15 protein-coding genes are annotated in these 13,516 nt (G+C 61.8%); 6 read left to right on the top strand and 9 right to left on the bottom strand.

The genetic code is table 11. The features are described from left to right. Positions 1–302: 302 nt before the first annotated feature. Positions 303–995 carry a metallophosphoesterase family protein gene (locus HKK80_RS11105; RefSeq protein ID WP_411799668.1) on the top strand — a complete coding sequence of 231 codons (693 nt, stop codon included), beginning with the start codon at positions 303–305 and terminating at the stop codon, positions 993–995. 292 nt (positions 996–1,287) lie between these two features. Here HKK80_RS11105 and HKK80_RS11100 read toward each other — a convergent pair whose 3' ends face one another. From HKK80_RS11100 to HKK80_RS11090, 3 genes are all read right to left on the bottom strand, one after another. Beyond that, complete coding sequence (locus HKK80_RS11100; protein WP_411799667.1) at positions 1,288–2,535, bottom strand: RNA-guided endonuclease InsQ/TnpB family protein; 1,248 nt, start codon at positions 2,533–2,535, stop codon at positions 1,288–1,290. A 314-nt stretch (positions 2,536–2,849) separates the two neighbouring features. Further along, the gene (gene speB, locus HKK80_RS11095) at positions 2,850–3,671 is read right to left on the bottom strand and encodes an agmatinase (RefSeq protein ID WP_411799666.1); all 822 of its coding nucleotides are present in this window, start codon (positions 3,669–3,671) and stop codon (positions 2,850–2,852) included. Continuing rightward, complete coding sequence (locus HKK80_RS11090) at positions 3,671–4,045, bottom strand: translation initiation factor IF-5A (protein WP_411799665.1); 375 nt, start codon at positions 4,043–4,045, stop codon at positions 3,671–3,673. Before HKK80_RS11090 ends, speB begins: the two co-directional genes overlap by 1 nt. A gap of 94 nt (positions 4,046–4,139) precedes the next feature. On the opposite strand from HKK80_RS11090, the gene HKK80_RS11085 reads away from it, so the two are divergent. After that, a complete protein-coding gene (locus HKK80_RS11085; RefSeq protein ID WP_411799664.1) occupies positions 4,140–4,781 on the top strand; it encodes an L-threonylcarbamoyladenylate synthase in 642 nt (213 codons plus the stop codon). A gap of 5 nt (positions 4,782–4,786) precedes the next feature. On the opposite strand, the gene HKK80_RS11080 is transcribed toward HKK80_RS11085, so the two are convergent. Continuing rightward, positions 4,787–5,440, bottom strand: coding sequence for a hypothetical protein (locus HKK80_RS11080; RefSeq protein ID WP_411799663.1), 654 nt, complete (start codon positions 5,438–5,440; stop codon positions 4,787–4,789). A gap of 72 nt (positions 5,441–5,512) precedes the next feature. After that, positions 5,513–6,112 carry a conditioned medium-induced protein 4 gene (locus tag HKK80_RS11075; RefSeq protein ID WP_411799662.1) on the bottom strand — a complete coding sequence of 200 codons (600 nt, stop codon included), beginning with the start codon at positions 6,110–6,112 and terminating at the stop codon, positions 5,513–5,515. Positions 6,113–6,246: 134 nt separating this feature from the next. Here HKK80_RS11075 and HKK80_RS11070 point away from each other — a divergent pair, with 134 nt between their 5' ends. Genes HKK80_RS11070 through HKK80_RS11060 form a run of 3 tightly spaced genes read left to right on the top strand, consistent with a single transcriptional unit; the run spans position 6,247 to position 8,255 of the window. After that, positions 6,247–6,834 carry a biotin transporter BioY gene (locus HKK80_RS11070; protein ID WP_411799661.1) on the top strand — a complete coding sequence of 196 codons (588 nt, stop codon included), beginning with the start codon at positions 6,247–6,249 and terminating at the stop codon, positions 6,832–6,834. Further along, the gene (locus tag HKK80_RS11065; protein WP_411799660.1) at positions 6,831–7,532 is read left to right on the top strand and encodes an energy-coupling factor ABC transporter ATP-binding protein; all 702 of its coding nucleotides are present in this window, start codon (positions 6,831–6,833) and stop codon (positions 7,530–7,532) included. Before HKK80_RS11070 ends, HKK80_RS11065 begins: the two co-directional genes overlap by 4 nt. Before the next feature lie 3 nt (positions 7,533–7,535). Beyond that, a complete protein-coding gene (locus HKK80_RS11060) occupies positions 7,536–8,255 on the top strand; it encodes an energy-coupling factor transporter transmembrane component T family protein (RefSeq protein ID WP_411799659.1) in 720 nt (239 codons plus the stop codon). 30 nt (positions 8,256–8,285) lie between these two features. On the opposite strand, the gene HKK80_RS11055 is transcribed toward HKK80_RS11060, so the two are convergent. The 3 genes from HKK80_RS11055 to HKK80_RS11045 all read right to left on the bottom strand — a co-directional run bounded on the left by HKK80_RS11055 (position 8,286) and on the right by HKK80_RS11045 (position 10,273). Next, positions 8,286–8,606: a ferredoxin family protein gene (locus HKK80_RS11055; protein WP_411799658.1), complete on the bottom strand. Its 321-nt coding sequence runs from the start codon at positions 8,604–8,606 to the stop codon at positions 8,286–8,288. Between the two features lie 38 nt (positions 8,607–8,644). Then, positions 8,645–9,361 carry a type 1 glutamine amidotransferase gene (locus tag HKK80_RS11050; protein WP_411799657.1) on the bottom strand — a complete coding sequence of 239 codons (717 nt, stop codon included), beginning with the start codon at positions 9,359–9,361 and terminating at the stop codon, positions 8,645–8,647. A 126-nt stretch (positions 9,362–9,487) separates the two neighbouring features. Then, positions 9,488–10,273 (bottom strand): alpha/beta fold hydrolase, encoded by a 786-nt coding sequence (locus HKK80_RS11045; protein ID WP_411799656.1) that lies wholly within the window; start codon positions 10,271–10,273, stop codon positions 9,488–9,490. 124 nt (positions 10,274–10,397) lie between these two features. Here HKK80_RS11045 and fer point away from each other — a divergent pair, with 124 nt between their 5' ends. Then, positions 10,398–11,063 carry a ferredoxin Fer gene (gene fer, locus HKK80_RS11040; RefSeq protein WP_411799655.1) on the top strand — a complete coding sequence of 222 codons (666 nt, stop codon included), beginning with the start codon at positions 10,398–10,400 and terminating at the stop codon, positions 11,061–11,063. A gap of 46 nt (positions 11,064–11,109) precedes the next feature. Here fer and HKK80_RS11035 read toward each other — a convergent pair whose 3' ends face one another. Then, positions 11,110–13,485: an efflux RND transporter permease subunit gene (locus HKK80_RS11035; RefSeq protein WP_411799654.1), complete on the bottom strand. Its 2,376-nt coding sequence runs from the start codon at positions 13,483–13,485 to the stop codon at positions 11,110–11,112. Positions 13,486–13,516: the final 31 nt, after the last annotated feature.

Genomic DNA, 13,516 nt, shown 5'->3' with positions numbered 1-13,516 from the left:
CGTGTCTCTGGCACGCTCCAATTTCGAATTTTGGCGTTTTAACCCTTTGGAACGGCCAAATTCTGGGGTTTCAATATATAGACTACATGGTTTCAATAGCCCTATATACACGCCAGCCGGGATGGTTTGACTGTTGATCGAGGGGTGCTCAGCCGGTCGCAGACAGGGGGATCCCCCCTGGTAATCCGGCTCACGACGCTGGTGGCCCGCTATCTGGGGCGCGACGTGGGTTGCAGCGCGCTATATAGTACTGTAGAGGACTCTTACCAGTGTTTACATGCAAGTGTGATCAGACTAGCTATATGGCTCGTTCCGTCGCGTTCGATGTCCAACACCGCCACGTCGACCCGGCCGCGTGGGATGAAATCTACATCGTCGGTGATCCACATGGCTGTCGCGGGGCTGTCGACCGGCTCTGTGATCGGCTGTCGCTCACCGACGCGGATCTCCTCATCTTTGTCGGCGATCTGGTTCGCAAAGGCCCCGACACAAAGGGTGTCGTTGAGCTGGTTCGGTCGGCCCCGAACATGCTCACAGTACGCGGCAACAACGAGGAAAAACTCCTCCGCGGCGAGAAAAGCGTCGATGCGCTCACCGAGGCTGATCTCGACTGGATCGCGGATCGGCCGGCCGTTATCTCGCTGCCGGAGACACTGATCACCCACGCCGGCATCGACCCGCGCAAGCCACGGGCCGATCACACGATCGACGATCTCCAGAACGTTCGCTCGATGGTGCCCGATGCCAGCTACCAACCGCCGTTTTGGTTCGATCGATACGACGGCCCTGAACGCGTCTTTTTCGGCCATACGGTGCTTTCGGAGCCGATCGTCCGCGAGCACGCGGTCGGTCTCGATACCGGCTGTGTGTACGGCAATCAGTTGACGGCCTACGATTGGCGGAACAACGAACTCATCACTGTCGCCGCCACGGAAACCCACGAAGCGCGCCCAGCCGAGAAGTTCATCAGTCCGCCGGTCAGCCACCCACAATGACAGCAGTACGCCTGGGCTCACACTGCACTCGTTTTTCCACATCGACAACGCGGTTCCGGTCGCACCCCTCGCTTATCGACTACTCGTCTTCGCTGTGCTGCCGCTGATCGACCCCTGTGTTATTGTGTCAGTGGGAACCCAAACGGGCGGCGTTCGTGTGGCGATCAGTCAGTAAGGATGACACTACGCCGCCACAACACATCGGAGACGACACCGGCAACCGCGGTCGTGACATCCTCCGCGTCGTGAACGACGCGGCTTCCCGTACCGCAGCGTTGGGATATTTACTGGTCTACGGTACTACTTGCTCTTGTGGGGCTATCTCACCCGTTGATGTATCGAACAAGTAGACCGAAGGCTGTGTCAGGCAGCCGTTACTCCTATCCACAGCAGGATTCGGAGTTATCTTTTGACGGATGTTCTCTGCGCCATTGCAGTCGGCGTTAGCTACCAGTCCGCAGGAATCGCACACGTACAGTCCACGTTCAACACGGTTGCTATCGGCTGTATCACCACACTCACAGCAGGTCTTTGAGGTGTTCCACTCGTTTTCTTTCAGCACCTCAATACCGTGTTCTTCGCCCTTGTAGTTGAGATACTGATACAGCCGGTCGAACGCCCATGTATGCAACCACTTATTCGCCGTTTTCCCAAGGTCGTCCGACCGGATATCTTCGGGCCACCCAACGACGAGTGTCCCAACACCACGATCCACGCACTCCTCAATGATCGTTTTTGTCAGGGTATGGTAGAAGTGCGTCTCACGCCGTTTTCGTTTCTGACGCAAACGTTGGGCTTCTTGTGATGGGCCGTTCTCACCTTTGGTGTCGTATTCTTGCTGCTGAAAGTAGTGATTGTCCTGTTTGATCGTGTTGCCGGGATACAGCACATACTCCTCGGGAAACGCAACAGTAGCGATATTCGACACACCGAGATCGACACCGGCAACACCGTCACCGGGTGAATCAGGCGTCTCTACCGTCTCTTTACAGACGAAATGCACTGTCCACTCGTCACCATTCCAGACTGCTCGGACGTTCTGGACGGTATCAACCTCACTGAGATCGATGTCATTGCGAGTCTCATATTCGCACAACACGAAGTCTCCCCATCCGTCTTTCAGGTTCTCGCCTTTCGAGAGGCGAATCTGATGGTGCTTGGTGTCGACTTTGAAGCCGTCTTCTTTGAACGTGACTGTCGAACGTGGTCGGGCGTCGTACTCCTTACGGTAGCCGGGTGGGTTCGCTGTCTCATCCTTGTGTCGCACGTCAAACCACGACTGGAAGGCGTCTGAAAGTTCTTCGATGACTTTCTGGCTTGATTGTGAGTTGAGATTCTTCCAGCAATCCTTGGTTTTCATATAGGCTTTGAGTGGGCCAACATCGGGTATCTCACCAATGGCGTCCCACACGCGGTCAGCTGTCCATCGTGCGACATTCCAGAGTTTTGAGGCAGCGTCCCCAAGCGCATCCAGATCATCTCGTACCCGTTGCTGGTTTGTGATATGACCAACATAGGTGCGGGTGACCTGAATCGCCATACATAGACTATATTGATTATTCTACTTATCTCTATCGGTGGAATATCCAGTAAGCAGTCGTTCGTGGTTTAGGAAACGCTCATGTCGGATTCACGCCCGGTCGCCAGACTGCGTCTGGCGGGCAACCAGAACGCAGTTCTGGTGACGGCGTAAACGCCGGGATTCTCTCCTTGTTACAGATAGTTCCAACAACGACCGCAGTCTGCCCTACACCAGCGAGTGTCCCTCTCGGTACCATCGTGCGCAGATTGACGGCTGCTGCTGACGCCGTTGCTTACTATCCTTAGGGCCGCCTTATTCGTCCGCCGTCGCTATCAACTACTCTCATCCGCTGCTGCGTGGTGATACACAAACGTCCGAAGCAGTTTGCCCGCCAGGGTGGCGGCCTGGCCGTCGTCGCGGTCGTTGACCTCAACGACATCAAAACCCGCACACGCCGGCGCGACCGTCCGCACCGCGGCCCCCAACTGCTGGGGCGTCAGCCCGCCGGGTTCCATCGTTCCCGTCCCCGGCGCGAACCCCGGATCGGCGGCGTCGATGTCGACGCTGAGATACGCCGATTCGTCGCCGAAATCGGGCGGATCGGCCAGCCAGTCGTCGACGGCGTCGGGTTCGACGACCGTTACGTCGGCCTCGCCGGCGCGCTCCCACTCGGTTTCCGAGCCGGTGCGTGCACCGAGGATGACTGCTTTCTCGGCTGTCTCCAGTGCGTGGTTTGTCACACACGCGTGGCTCCATTCGCTGCCATCGTACGCTTCGCGGAGGTCGAGATGGGCGTCCAGACAGACGAACACATCGGGGTCGACCGCGTTGACAGCCGGAACCGTCACCGTGTGCTCGCCGCCCAGCACGAGCGGGACGGCGTCATCCCAGACAACATCGCGGAGCTGGCCGCCAAGGTAGTCGAGATAGGCTTCAACATCGTCCCACGCCCGTATGTCGCCCGCGTCATAGACGCCAAGCTCGGTGAACTGCTGGTCGGTGTGGTGGTCGTAATCGGCGAAGGAACGAGCGAATCGCCGGATTTCGTCGGGCCCGAATCGGGTACCCGGTTGGAACGTGGTCGTGGCGTCCAGCGGCGCGCCGACGACCACATAGGAAGCAGCTTCGCGGTCGGCGGTCGCGCCCGGAAACATCACACGACCTTTCGCTGGCCCTCGTATTCGAGGTATTCGATATCCTGGTCGCTTTCGAACTCCTCGCCGTCCGGGATCCGCATCGTGAACGTCTCGTAGGTGTCGAGATCCATCACCTGGGCGTCGTCGCCGGTCACCGAGACAACCTGGCCCTGTTTGCGCTCGATGATCGGCACCCAGACCTTCGCGTCAACGGGCTGGCTGAAGCTCCGCTTTTTGTCGTCGAAGACGCCCTTGCCTTCGACGCGGGCCTTTGCGCTGCCGTGTTTGCCCGGCTTGGCCGTGCTGTAGTGGTTGATCTTACACGGCGAATCATCCATCATCACGTAGCTGCCTTCCTGGAGATCACGAACCTGCTTCTGCTCTCGTGGCATGCCCCGATGTTTTCGAGGAGCCAGTATAAACGGTTTGGAACGCGCCGGTGGGGTCGATCAGCACCCTTTTTTTCCCGCTCGGCGATCCTGTGGTATGTCCCCTGCCGACAGCTTCGATCCGGCCCCTGATGCCGACACGATCCCCTCGGCGGTCGACGACGCGCTCGATGCGGCCGCCGCGGCGATTGCACAGGGCAAGGCGGTTGTCTACCCGACTGAAACCGTCTACGGACTGGGAGCCAACGCAACCGATGCCGACGCAGTCAGGCAGGTTTTCGAGATCAAGGGCCGGCCCCGCTCGAAGCCGCTGTCGGTTGGCTTTGCCGACCGCGAGATGCTTGCTGCATCCCTCACGCTGACCGACCGCGAGGCGGCGTTCTGCGACCGCTTTCTCCCGGGGCCGGTGACCGTCCTTGTCGACCGTGATGGCGTGTTTCCCGATATCCTGGTCGACGGCGGCGACATCGTCGGGATTCGCATCCCAGACCACGCTGTCGCCCGCGAGCTAGCCCGCCGTTCCGGCCCGATCACCGCCACCAGCGCGAACGAAAGCGGCACGCCGAGCGTCCGCCGCGTCGACGCGCTTGCGGCGTCGATCACCGACGCGGTCGGTGCTGTCGTCGACACCGGCGAGACGCCGGGCGGCGAAAGCACCGTTGTCAACGTTGCCACCGCCGAGATCCATCGTCGCGGCCCGTTGGCCGATGAGATCGAAGCGTGGCTCGCCGAGCACTGAATCGGTCACAACCCGAGCAGTGATTTTAGCGACCGCGTTGACACCCCACACTCTGTCCGGTACTCACAGGACTCACATCTGTCGTCGTTGACGCGCGGCGGCGGCCCATCCATCGCCCGCACCGTTCGCAACACCCGCCGGTAGGTGGCTGTGCGCCGCGTTGTCAGCGGCACCGCCCGAACGACGCCGACGGCCGGATACTCGACGAGCGTTCGGGGAATCTCCCGTTCTCGCTCCCAGGCCAGAGCTTTGGCGGCGGCGACCGCCCGCACCGTCTGGGGTTTCCAGACGCCCTCATCCGGCGGTTCCCCCGGCGAGATCAGCGTCGGCGTCGGTGGATCACCGGCGAGAATCTTGTGGAGTATTCCGGCACAGTCCTTCCCTTCAACGTAGTAGTCGGTCTCGGCAGGTTCACAGAGCCCCTCCCATACTGGTCGCGTCGACAGCGAATCGAGGGCTTCGCGGTAGCCCGCCGGCGATCGCTCGATCGGCAACGCCGCCAGTGTTTCGTCGTCGGCCGTGCGGAGCTCGCGGTAGCGAGCGGCGAGCTGTTGGATCTCCGCGACCGACGCTGGCGGCTCTTCCTCGTCGTGTTTGCGGGCGTAGTAGAGCTGGCGGGGACAGTATGCCGCCCGGCTCAGTTCGCTGAACGTCGGCACGGCTCCGGGTGGTCGCGGCTTGGTATTTGAATCCTCGGAGAACGATCGGCCCGTTTGAGCAGCCGTCGCGGCTCAGAACGACACGTCGGTTTCCATATCCTCGGTCGCCTCCTGCAGCCCGTCCTCGTGGGCGTCGGCGGCGAGGCGATTCGTGAGATCGGCGTCGGTCAGGAGTTCGGCGAACTCGTCGCGGAACCGGTCGTTGGCCCGCGTCGATCGCCGGTCGGCCGCGGCAACCTCGCTGTACCGGCGGGCGGTTTCGACCGACACGTCGAGCTCCGCTGCTCGCGCTTCGAGCGACGCATCCTCCGCCAGCAGTTGGCGCAGTCGGTCGAACTCGAAGGGCGCGTCACGCTCGGCCTCCCGCACCAGATGGAGGTCGAGTCGGGCCTGTCGCACGGTCGCCGGCTCACAGTCCAGCGTCGCCGCGATCGTCTCGTCGTCCTCACCGTTGTGGAAGCCACGTAACACCGTGATCAGGTCATCGATCTCCAACGCTGTCTCGAAGTCATACTGCTCGGCCATCCGTTCGATGAGCGTCCGCAGTCGATCGCTGACATCCTCCTGCTGGTCGGTCAGCGAGCCCGGCGACTCCGATTGGGTTTCGGTGACGGTATCCGAGTCGGTCGTCTCCATGAAGATGTCCCGGAGTTCCGCCGTCTTCTCGTCCATGGATCGGATGCCAACGGATACGTGTATAAAAACCTGTCTTTGTGGTGTGTTCTCGTGTCGTTCGGGATCGGGCGTCGAGTACGCCTGTTCCGTAAACCAACAGATTAAATCAGGTTGACGACGCCGGGTGGGATATGGCACGCGAAGAGACCGCGTCGATCGACCTCGTCGATGCCGACACCGTCAGACAGCTGAGCGCGGCCGTCATGCTCGCCGCGCTGACCGCGGTACTTGCACAGTTCTCGATCGATCTTCCCGGCGGCGTCCCCTTCTCCTTCCAGCCGTTTGGGATCTTCTTTGCCGGGCTCCTGTTGGGCCCGCTGTGGGGTGGGTTTTCGATCAGCCTGTACGTCCTCGTCGGGTTGGCCGGCGCGCCGGTGTACTCGAATGCGGCTGCCGGCCTTGGCTACGTGTTCGGCCCGACCGGCGGATTTCTCGTCGGCTTTGCGGTCGCCGCTGTTGTCATCGGTGCTGTCGCCCACCGCTCGCTGACGCCGACTCCGATTGACACGCTCTCGGTGGTTCCAACAGCGGCCGCGTTGCTGGCCGGCCTCGTCGCCATCTACCTGATCGGCCTGCCGTGGCTTGCGACCGTCAACGGGTGGACACTCACGCGGGCGGCGTCGTTCATGGCGCTGTTCGCTGCCGGTGATCTGCTCAAAGCGGCGATCACGACCGGGATCGTTGCCGGCGGGACGGAACTCCTGGCTGACCGACGATGATCACCGTTGAGGAGTTGACACACTCCTTCGGCGAGACGACCGCCGTCGACGACGTGTCGCTAACGATCGATGACGGCGAATGGGTCGTTCTTGCCGGCCCGAACGGCAGCGGCAAGACGACACTCGTCCGGCATTTCAACGCCCTGCTCGAACCCGACGACGGCGAGGTTCGTGTCAACGGAACACCTGCGGCCGACCAGCCGGTTGCTGCCCGCACCAGCGTCGGAATGGTGTTTCAGTCGCCGCGGGAGGGGTTTGTCGGCGCGACCGTCGGTGCCGACGTGGCTTTCGGCCCCGAAAACCTTGGACTCGATCACGACGAGATCGACCGCCGCGTTGACGACGCGCTCGCGGCGGTGAATCTGGACGGTCGCCGCGACGAGCGCATCGATTCCTTATCGGGTGGCGAACAGGCCCGGGTCGCTATCGCCGCCGCGGTGGCAATGGAGCCGGATCATCTCGTGCTCGATGAGCCGTTTACCGGCCTCGACTGGCCGTCCCAGCAGTCGGTGCTGGCGCATCTTGACGACCGGTACGCGGCGGGCATGAGCATCATTGTCGTCAGCCACGAGCTTCGTGATCTCCTCGACCGCGCTGATCGCGTTGTTGGGCTCCATGGGGGCTCGGTTCGCTTCGACCTCCCGCCGGACGCGGCCCGAGATCGACTTCCAGAGATTGACGTGCGACCACTGAGATGAACGATGCTCACCTACACGCCCGGCTCAACGCTCGTCCATCGGCTTGATCCACGGACGAAGCTGGCCGTTCAGTTTGCCTTCGCGCTCGTGGCGTTCACAGCGTCGACCGCGCCACACCTGCTCGGGTTGTTCGTCGTCGGACTCGGCTCTCTCCGGCTTGCCCAGCTGTCGGTTCGGGTTGTGCTGCGGGCCTACTGGGTCGTGCTCCTTGTTCTGGCACTTGGGCCGGTGCTTGCTGCGGTGACACTCGGCCCGCCGTGGCTTCGGCTCGATCCCGCGCTCGTCTCGTTGCGTTCGGTCGCGCGGATCGTCCCGATCCTGTTTGTGAGCGCGGCCTACATCCATACCACGCCGATTCGTGCGACGCGGGCGGCGATCCAGCGGACGATCCCTGGACGGCCGGGGCAACTGCTCGGTGTTGGTGTCGCGCTCACGTTCCGCTATGTGCCGGTGTTGCGAGCGGATCTCCGATCGGTTCGGGATGCGATTCGGGCGCGCAACGGCGACACCCGATCGCTGTGGGAACGCAGCCAGCGACTCACGGTGCTGCTGGTCGATCGCGCGCTTCGCCGCTCCGATCAGCTGGCTGTCGCTCTCCAGGCGCGCTGTTTCGCGTGGAATCCGACGCTGCCACGACTCCAGTTCAGCCGACTCGATGTGCCGGCATGGCTCCTGTCGGTCGGCTTCGTCGCGGTTGCTGTTGTCGATCTGCTCGGCCTTTAGCCTCAAAAACAGGAGATAGGGATCGATCGACTACTTCCGGCTGCCATCGACATCGATCGCATCCACCGGACAGATATCAACACAGAGCATACAGTCGATACACTGGGATTCGCGTGTCGGTTCGACTTTCTCGTCGCTTTTCGGGTGTCCGGGGGTATCAACCCAGGTGAACACGTCGACCGGGCAGTTTTCGAGACACGCGCCGTCGGCGATACAGATATCGTAGTCGACGGCGACGTGAGTGCCGTGGATCCCCAACTGCTCGGGCTCGTCGACTGGGCCCCAGACGGTCACCCCGTTTTCCTCGCCGACGCGCTCGCGGTTCTGGTCAAAGTTCGGATCGATCGCCATTGTGCCTATTCGGGGCTGTCGGCTACTTAAGCCCGCCGTCAGGCTGTGGCCTCGGCGCGGTTCTTCTCGGCGGTGACCGCACGAACATACTGCGTAAAGTTCTCGAAGAGCCCCTTGGCCTCGCAGGCCGCCTCGTAGTTGTCGGAGGTAATCGACTCCAAGACGGCGTCGACCTGGGCGTCGCCGACCCGCTCGCGTTTGTCCTCGGCGATCTCGCGGGCGGTCTGCATGTCGTACTCGGGGTGGAACTGGACGCCCCACGCGTGGCCCTTTCGGAAGGCATGGACGCCGTGATCGTTGCGGGCCAGCAGCTCCGCCCCCGGTGGGAGGTCGACCACCGTGTCGCCGTGGCTCGTGAAGACGGTGAACCGCTCGTCGATCCCCGCAAACAGTTCGTCGTCGCCGACGCGTTCGATCTCGTTGTACCCCAACTCGAAGTCGTCCATGCCGGCGACCCGCCCGCCCAACGCTTCCGCGAGTGCCTGGTGGCCGTAACAGACGCCAAGTGCCGGGAGGCCATCGTCGACGGCCGTCGCAATGAACTCGATCAGCGGGTCGATCCATGTCTCATCCCAGTACACTGAGGCCCGTGAGCCGGTGATGACGATCGCGTCGTAGCCGGCTGTCGAGGCCGGAAGGTCGCCGTTGGCGGCGTCGAACTCGACGAGGTCGGCGTCGAGCTCTCGACGGAAGTTTCGGATGTTGTTGTCGTCGTTGTTCGCTGCCTCCAGCAGCGCGATCCGCGGTCGTCGCATTGCCAGCCTCTCGGTCGTCCGGCGGCAAGTGCCTTGCGTCGCCCGCGAGGGCTGCCGCTCCCTCGGAGCCAGCCAGTGTCGCTCAATCACGTGCATTCGCCGACGGGAATCCGTGAACAGCCAAAATTACCGATCGTCGACTGACTCGATAAACCCAAGCAGGAAATCGTTGAGCGCGGCCGACCGCTCGATCGTCACGAGATGACTCGCCTCCGGATACGATGTGAACTCTCCGTTTGGCAACTCCTCGGCCAGCTGCCGGCTCGCCTCGGGGTCGACAACCGGATCCTCCCCGCCGGCAACGACCCGAACCGGGAGCGTCAGCTCATACAGCGGTTCGGGATCGAATCCGTCCAGTGCGGCCAGTTGGGCCTCTCGGGCGGCCGGCGTCGCGTCTTCCTCGCGTCGCCACTCGATGATCTGCTCGATCGGTGCCTCCTCGCGCTCACAAAACGTCGCCGACAGCAGGCTCGTCGTCGACGCCCGCAGGCCAACCTCGTCGCTCGGATCGGCACTGAGTGGCTCGGGATCGAACGCTTCCTCGCTCGGTGGCGTTCCGATCAACGTGAGGCTTTCCGCGCGGTTCGTCCGCCGGGCGGCCGCTACCGCGACCGCGCCGCCCAGCCCACAGCCGACGAGATGAGCTGTTCGGATGTTGCAGTCGGCCAAGACGGCTTCGAGATCGCCCACGAGATCGGCCATCGCGTAGGGGCCAGCGGGGGCGTCCGAGCGGCCCGCGCCGCGGGTGTCGATGACGACGACCCGGCAGGGGCCGGCGAGCGCGCCGTACTGCCAGCTCCACCCCCAGGCGCTGAAGCCGAGATCGCCGAGGAAGACAACGGCTGGCGCGTCGGGGTTCTCGCCAGCCTGTGTGTAGTGGATCGCACCGTCGTCGCCCTCGGCGCATGGCATACCCTGGGGCTGGTCGGCCAGCTACGAAAAGGGCGCGACTCCCGAGTTGGGCGTGTGACTCCCCGGCACTGATCGGCTGTGAGCGAACGTTTAATCCGCGTCTGTCGCCTACCAGCTGACAGCAATGGATCCGTTTGCGGTGCTCGGTGTTGACCGCGATGCTGACGACGAGACAATCAAGCGGGCCTACCGCCGTCGGGCAAAGGAAACCCACCCCGACCGTGGCGGCAACGATGCTGAGTTCAAACGGGTCAAAGACGCCTACGAGGCGATCCAAGCAGGCGAGGTCGATGACGACACCGAGGCATTTGTTGACGATCTCGGCGCGGAGACTGTCGATCAAGAGCCACAGCCCGAGCCGGAGCCTGATACCGAGGTCACCTATCTCAACTACGCGGTACTCGCCGACCACGGCTGGTCGCTCGATGACGACGACCTCTTCGAGAAGGCCGCGGCTGCCGATCTCGACGAAGTCGATTACGGCCACTTCACCGTCGACGACGAGCAGAGTTTGCTTGACGCCGCCGAGGCCAGCGGTCACGCCTGGCCGTTTGCTTGCCGCGGTGGGGCGTGTGCGAACTGCGCGGTCGCTGTTACTGATGGCGAACTCTCACAGCTCGTCGATCATATTCTGCCCGATGAACTCACCGATGAGGGGATCCGGCTCTCCTGTAACGGCAAACCTGAAAGCGACTCCTTGGAGGTCGTCTACAACCTCGAAAAGCGGGATGATCTCGCCGATCTCAAACTCCCGGCTGATCGGTTCAACAAGGCCCGCGCCGACGATTAAATTAGCTTCTTGCTGCGTTGGTGAGGCTTCCTGAGCTGTCAGCTGATCAGACGGCCTTGTAGGTGTTTGTCCACCGTGCCAGTAGGAGTGCTGTTGCAGGCAGGAACACGAACGCGGTTACAAGCGCGAACGTCATTGCGAGGGCAACGGCGATCCCGAAGTTGGCGAGTACCGGGAACTGTGAGATGCCGAGCGCGCCGAAGCCAAACAGCGTGGTCGCCCCGGAGCCGACAACCGGCCGTGATTTCTGCACCATCGCCTCCCACATCGCCTCTGCCGGGGTGGAATCATGGACGTATAGCTCCTCCTTGAACCGTTGGTGAACGTGGATCCCGTATGTGATCCCGGCTCCCAGCGCGATCGACCCTGTCGCCACGGTCAAGGGGTTCCATGGGATGCCAAGCCCATACATTGCCATCGAGATCAACATCACCGCACTGACCGCGACGCTCACAATGAGCAACACCGCCTCACGAGCCGACCGGAGTGCCATCATCAGAAACAGCGTTGCCATCCCGAAGCTCAACACCGTCATCGGGTCGCGCCCGGAGGTGACGTTTTCGATGACGTTTCGGTTGACAACCGGTTTCCCGGTTACGGCTGTCCGTTCGGTTGAGAGATGGCGATCCGCGATCGCCTCCGTATCGTCGATCAGATGCCGAACCTCCTTGCCCTCGATATCAGCGACGAACAACTGAATCAAAACCCGGTTCGGCGTCGCTGCCCGCGAGCCGATCGGCATCAGCTCTGATTCGGCCTGTCTATCGACGATCGTTTCCAGGGTCTCACGATCACGTGGAATACCCCCGTGTGTCATCTCGACGGCCGTGACGGGGCTCATCGCGGCGTTGACATCCTCATGGTCTTCGATCGCGGACTCAAACTCTGCGGCCCGTTTGAACGTTGTTGGTGAGTAGGTGTCCTGTCCCTCGACAACGAGATACATGACGTTCGGGCTTTCAGCGGTCTCTTCGAGGGAGGTCAGATCATCACGCTCCTCGATATCCGGCCAGTAGTCAAGCATCTCCTGGGTCGTTGAAACATCGTGATACACTGTTGCCCCACCGCCGATCGACGCAACCAATAGCAACACCACGAGCACCGGTGAGGCGGCGATCCCGTCGGCGAGATAGCCCACAACCCGCTCAAACAGCGGCTGCTCGGCGGTGGACTGCGATCCGCCGTCAGTCGCTGTCGATGCTCTGTCGCTCGGCGGGTCTGTCGCCTGCCGTTCAGCCGGATACTCGTCGGTATCAAAGTGGACAAGCAAAGCGATAAGCAGTGTCAACGAAAGCCCCGTCGCCGCAATGACACCGAACGCCGCAGTCGCGCCCAACTGTCGGGTTGGTGGCACCGCAGAGACAAGCAACGCGCCGAGCCCGATCGAGGTTGTTGCCATGGCCAACAGCAGCGTGTTGCCTGTTACTCGCGCGGCGGCAGCAGCGGCCTCAACAGGTTGGCGCCCGGCCTCTCGTTCCTCGATATACCGCGTCTGCAACTGGAGACTGAAGTCGATCCCAAGCCCCAGTGCGATCGGCAACACACCGAGCATGATCGCATTGAAGTTGAAGCCGACAACTCCCATCATGCCCAACATATACACAAGTGCAACAAGGGCCGTTCCAACCGGCAGGAATACCTTCCAGGTATGTCGCAACCGACCGCGCATCACGAGGAAGACGACGGTAAAGATAATCGCAAAGGCGACCGCAAACAGTTGGATCATCTCCGGCAACATCAGCCCGAACGCCGCGTTCTCGAAGACCGGCGCGCCGGTGACAGTGACATCCACGTGTGGCGGAATCTGCACATCGTCCGTCTTATCGTTCACCGTGTCGGTGAGGAATCCCGCTGCTGTCCCCGGAAGGAAGCCGAAATACTGATCATTTGCGTCAGGGACATCAGCCTCACCGTACGTCGCAACCAACAGTGCCGTTTCATCATCGGGGTTGACGTTGTTGACCAACGCTTCGGCACTCGTCCCCATCGATTCGACGCGGTCGATTGATCGCCGAACCCCCGTTTTTGTGTTTGGAATGGTGCCGCCATTCCCCCGTCGCACTACATCTGCGAGACTGGTAACGCTAGAGAACTTTTCGGAGTCGGCATAGCTCTGATCGAGTCGATCGATCGTGCGTATTGTCTCCGGACTGTACAGATGATTCGTTTCGACCATGACAAAGACGTTGTTGCCAACGTCGAAGCTGTCATCGGCTTTCACCTCCTGCCAGTTTTGATTCGTCTGTGAGTCGTCATCGATGTACAGCTCCATACCTAGGCTCATCTGGACGGATGCCCCGGCCACAACGAGCGACAGCAGTGCGACGACAGCAACAGCACTAAACACTGTTCGGCGGTTCGTTGCGGAAAACCGGCCGAGTCGTTCGAGCCCGTCACGAAGTGGCTGCGATGGATCGCTCATAGATTACCGATAGCGTATGGCTGGTGGTGAG

The organism is Halonotius sp. F2-221B (assembly GCF_046719765.1).
In the GTDB taxonomy this organism is placed as follows: Archaea; Halobacteriota; Halobacteria; order Halobacteriales; family Haloferacaceae; genus Halonotius.
This window is presented reverse-complemented; position numbering and strand designations above follow the sequence as displayed.

Excerpts from the sequence above, each read along its gene's own strand:
- HKK80_RS11075 (WP_411799662.1), bottom strand. The coding sequence starts at position 6,112 with ATGGACGAGAAGACGGCGGAACTCCGGGACATCTTCATGGAGACGACC.
- HKK80_RS11105 (WP_411799668.1), top strand. The coding sequence starts at position 303 with ATGGCTCGTTCCGTCGCGTTCGATGTCCAACACCGCCACGTCGACCCG.
- HKK80_RS11055 (WP_411799658.1), bottom strand. The coding sequence starts at position 8,606 with ATGGCGATCGATCCGAACTTTGACCAGAACCGCGAGCGCGTCGGCGAG.
- HKK80_RS11050 (WP_411799657.1), bottom strand. The coding sequence starts at position 9,361 with ATGCGACGACCGCGGATCGCGCTGCTGGAGGCAGCGAACAACGACGAC.
- HKK80_RS11090 (WP_411799665.1), bottom strand. The coding sequence starts at position 4,045 with ATGCCACGAGAGCAGAAGCAGGTTCGTGATCTCCAGGAAGGCAGCTAC.
- HKK80_RS11035 (WP_411799654.1), bottom strand. The coding sequence starts at position 13,485 with ATGAGCGATCCATCGCAGCCACTTCGTGACGGGCTCGAACGACTCGGC.
- HKK80_RS11060 (WP_411799659.1), top strand. The coding sequence starts at position 7,536 with ATGCTCACCTACACGCCCGGCTCAACGCTCGTCCATCGGCTTGATCCA.
- HKK80_RS11070 (WP_411799661.1), top strand. The coding sequence starts at position 6,247 with ATGGCACGCGAAGAGACCGCGTCGATCGACCTCGTCGATGCCGACACC.
- HKK80_RS11100 (WP_411799667.1), bottom strand. The coding sequence starts at position 2,535 with ATGGCGATTCAGGTCACCCGCACCTATGTTGGTCATATCACAAACCAG.
- fer (WP_411799655.1), top strand. The coding sequence starts at position 10,398 with ATGGATCCGTTTGCGGTGCTCGGTGTTGACCGCGATGCTGACGACGAG.
- HKK80_RS11085 (WP_411799664.1), top strand. The coding sequence starts at position 4,140 with ATGTCCCCTGCCGACAGCTTCGATCCGGCCCCTGATGCCGACACGATC.
- HKK80_RS11045 (WP_411799656.1), bottom strand. The coding sequence starts at position 10,273 with ATGCCATGCGCCGAGGGCGACGACGGTGCGATCCACTACACACAGGCT.
- speB (WP_411799666.1), bottom strand. The coding sequence starts at position 3,671 with ATGTTTCCGGGCGCGACCGCCGACCGCGAAGCTGCTTCCTATGTGGTC.
- HKK80_RS11065 (WP_411799660.1), top strand. The coding sequence starts at position 6,831 with ATGATCACCGTTGAGGAGTTGACACACTCCTTCGGCGAGACGACCGCC.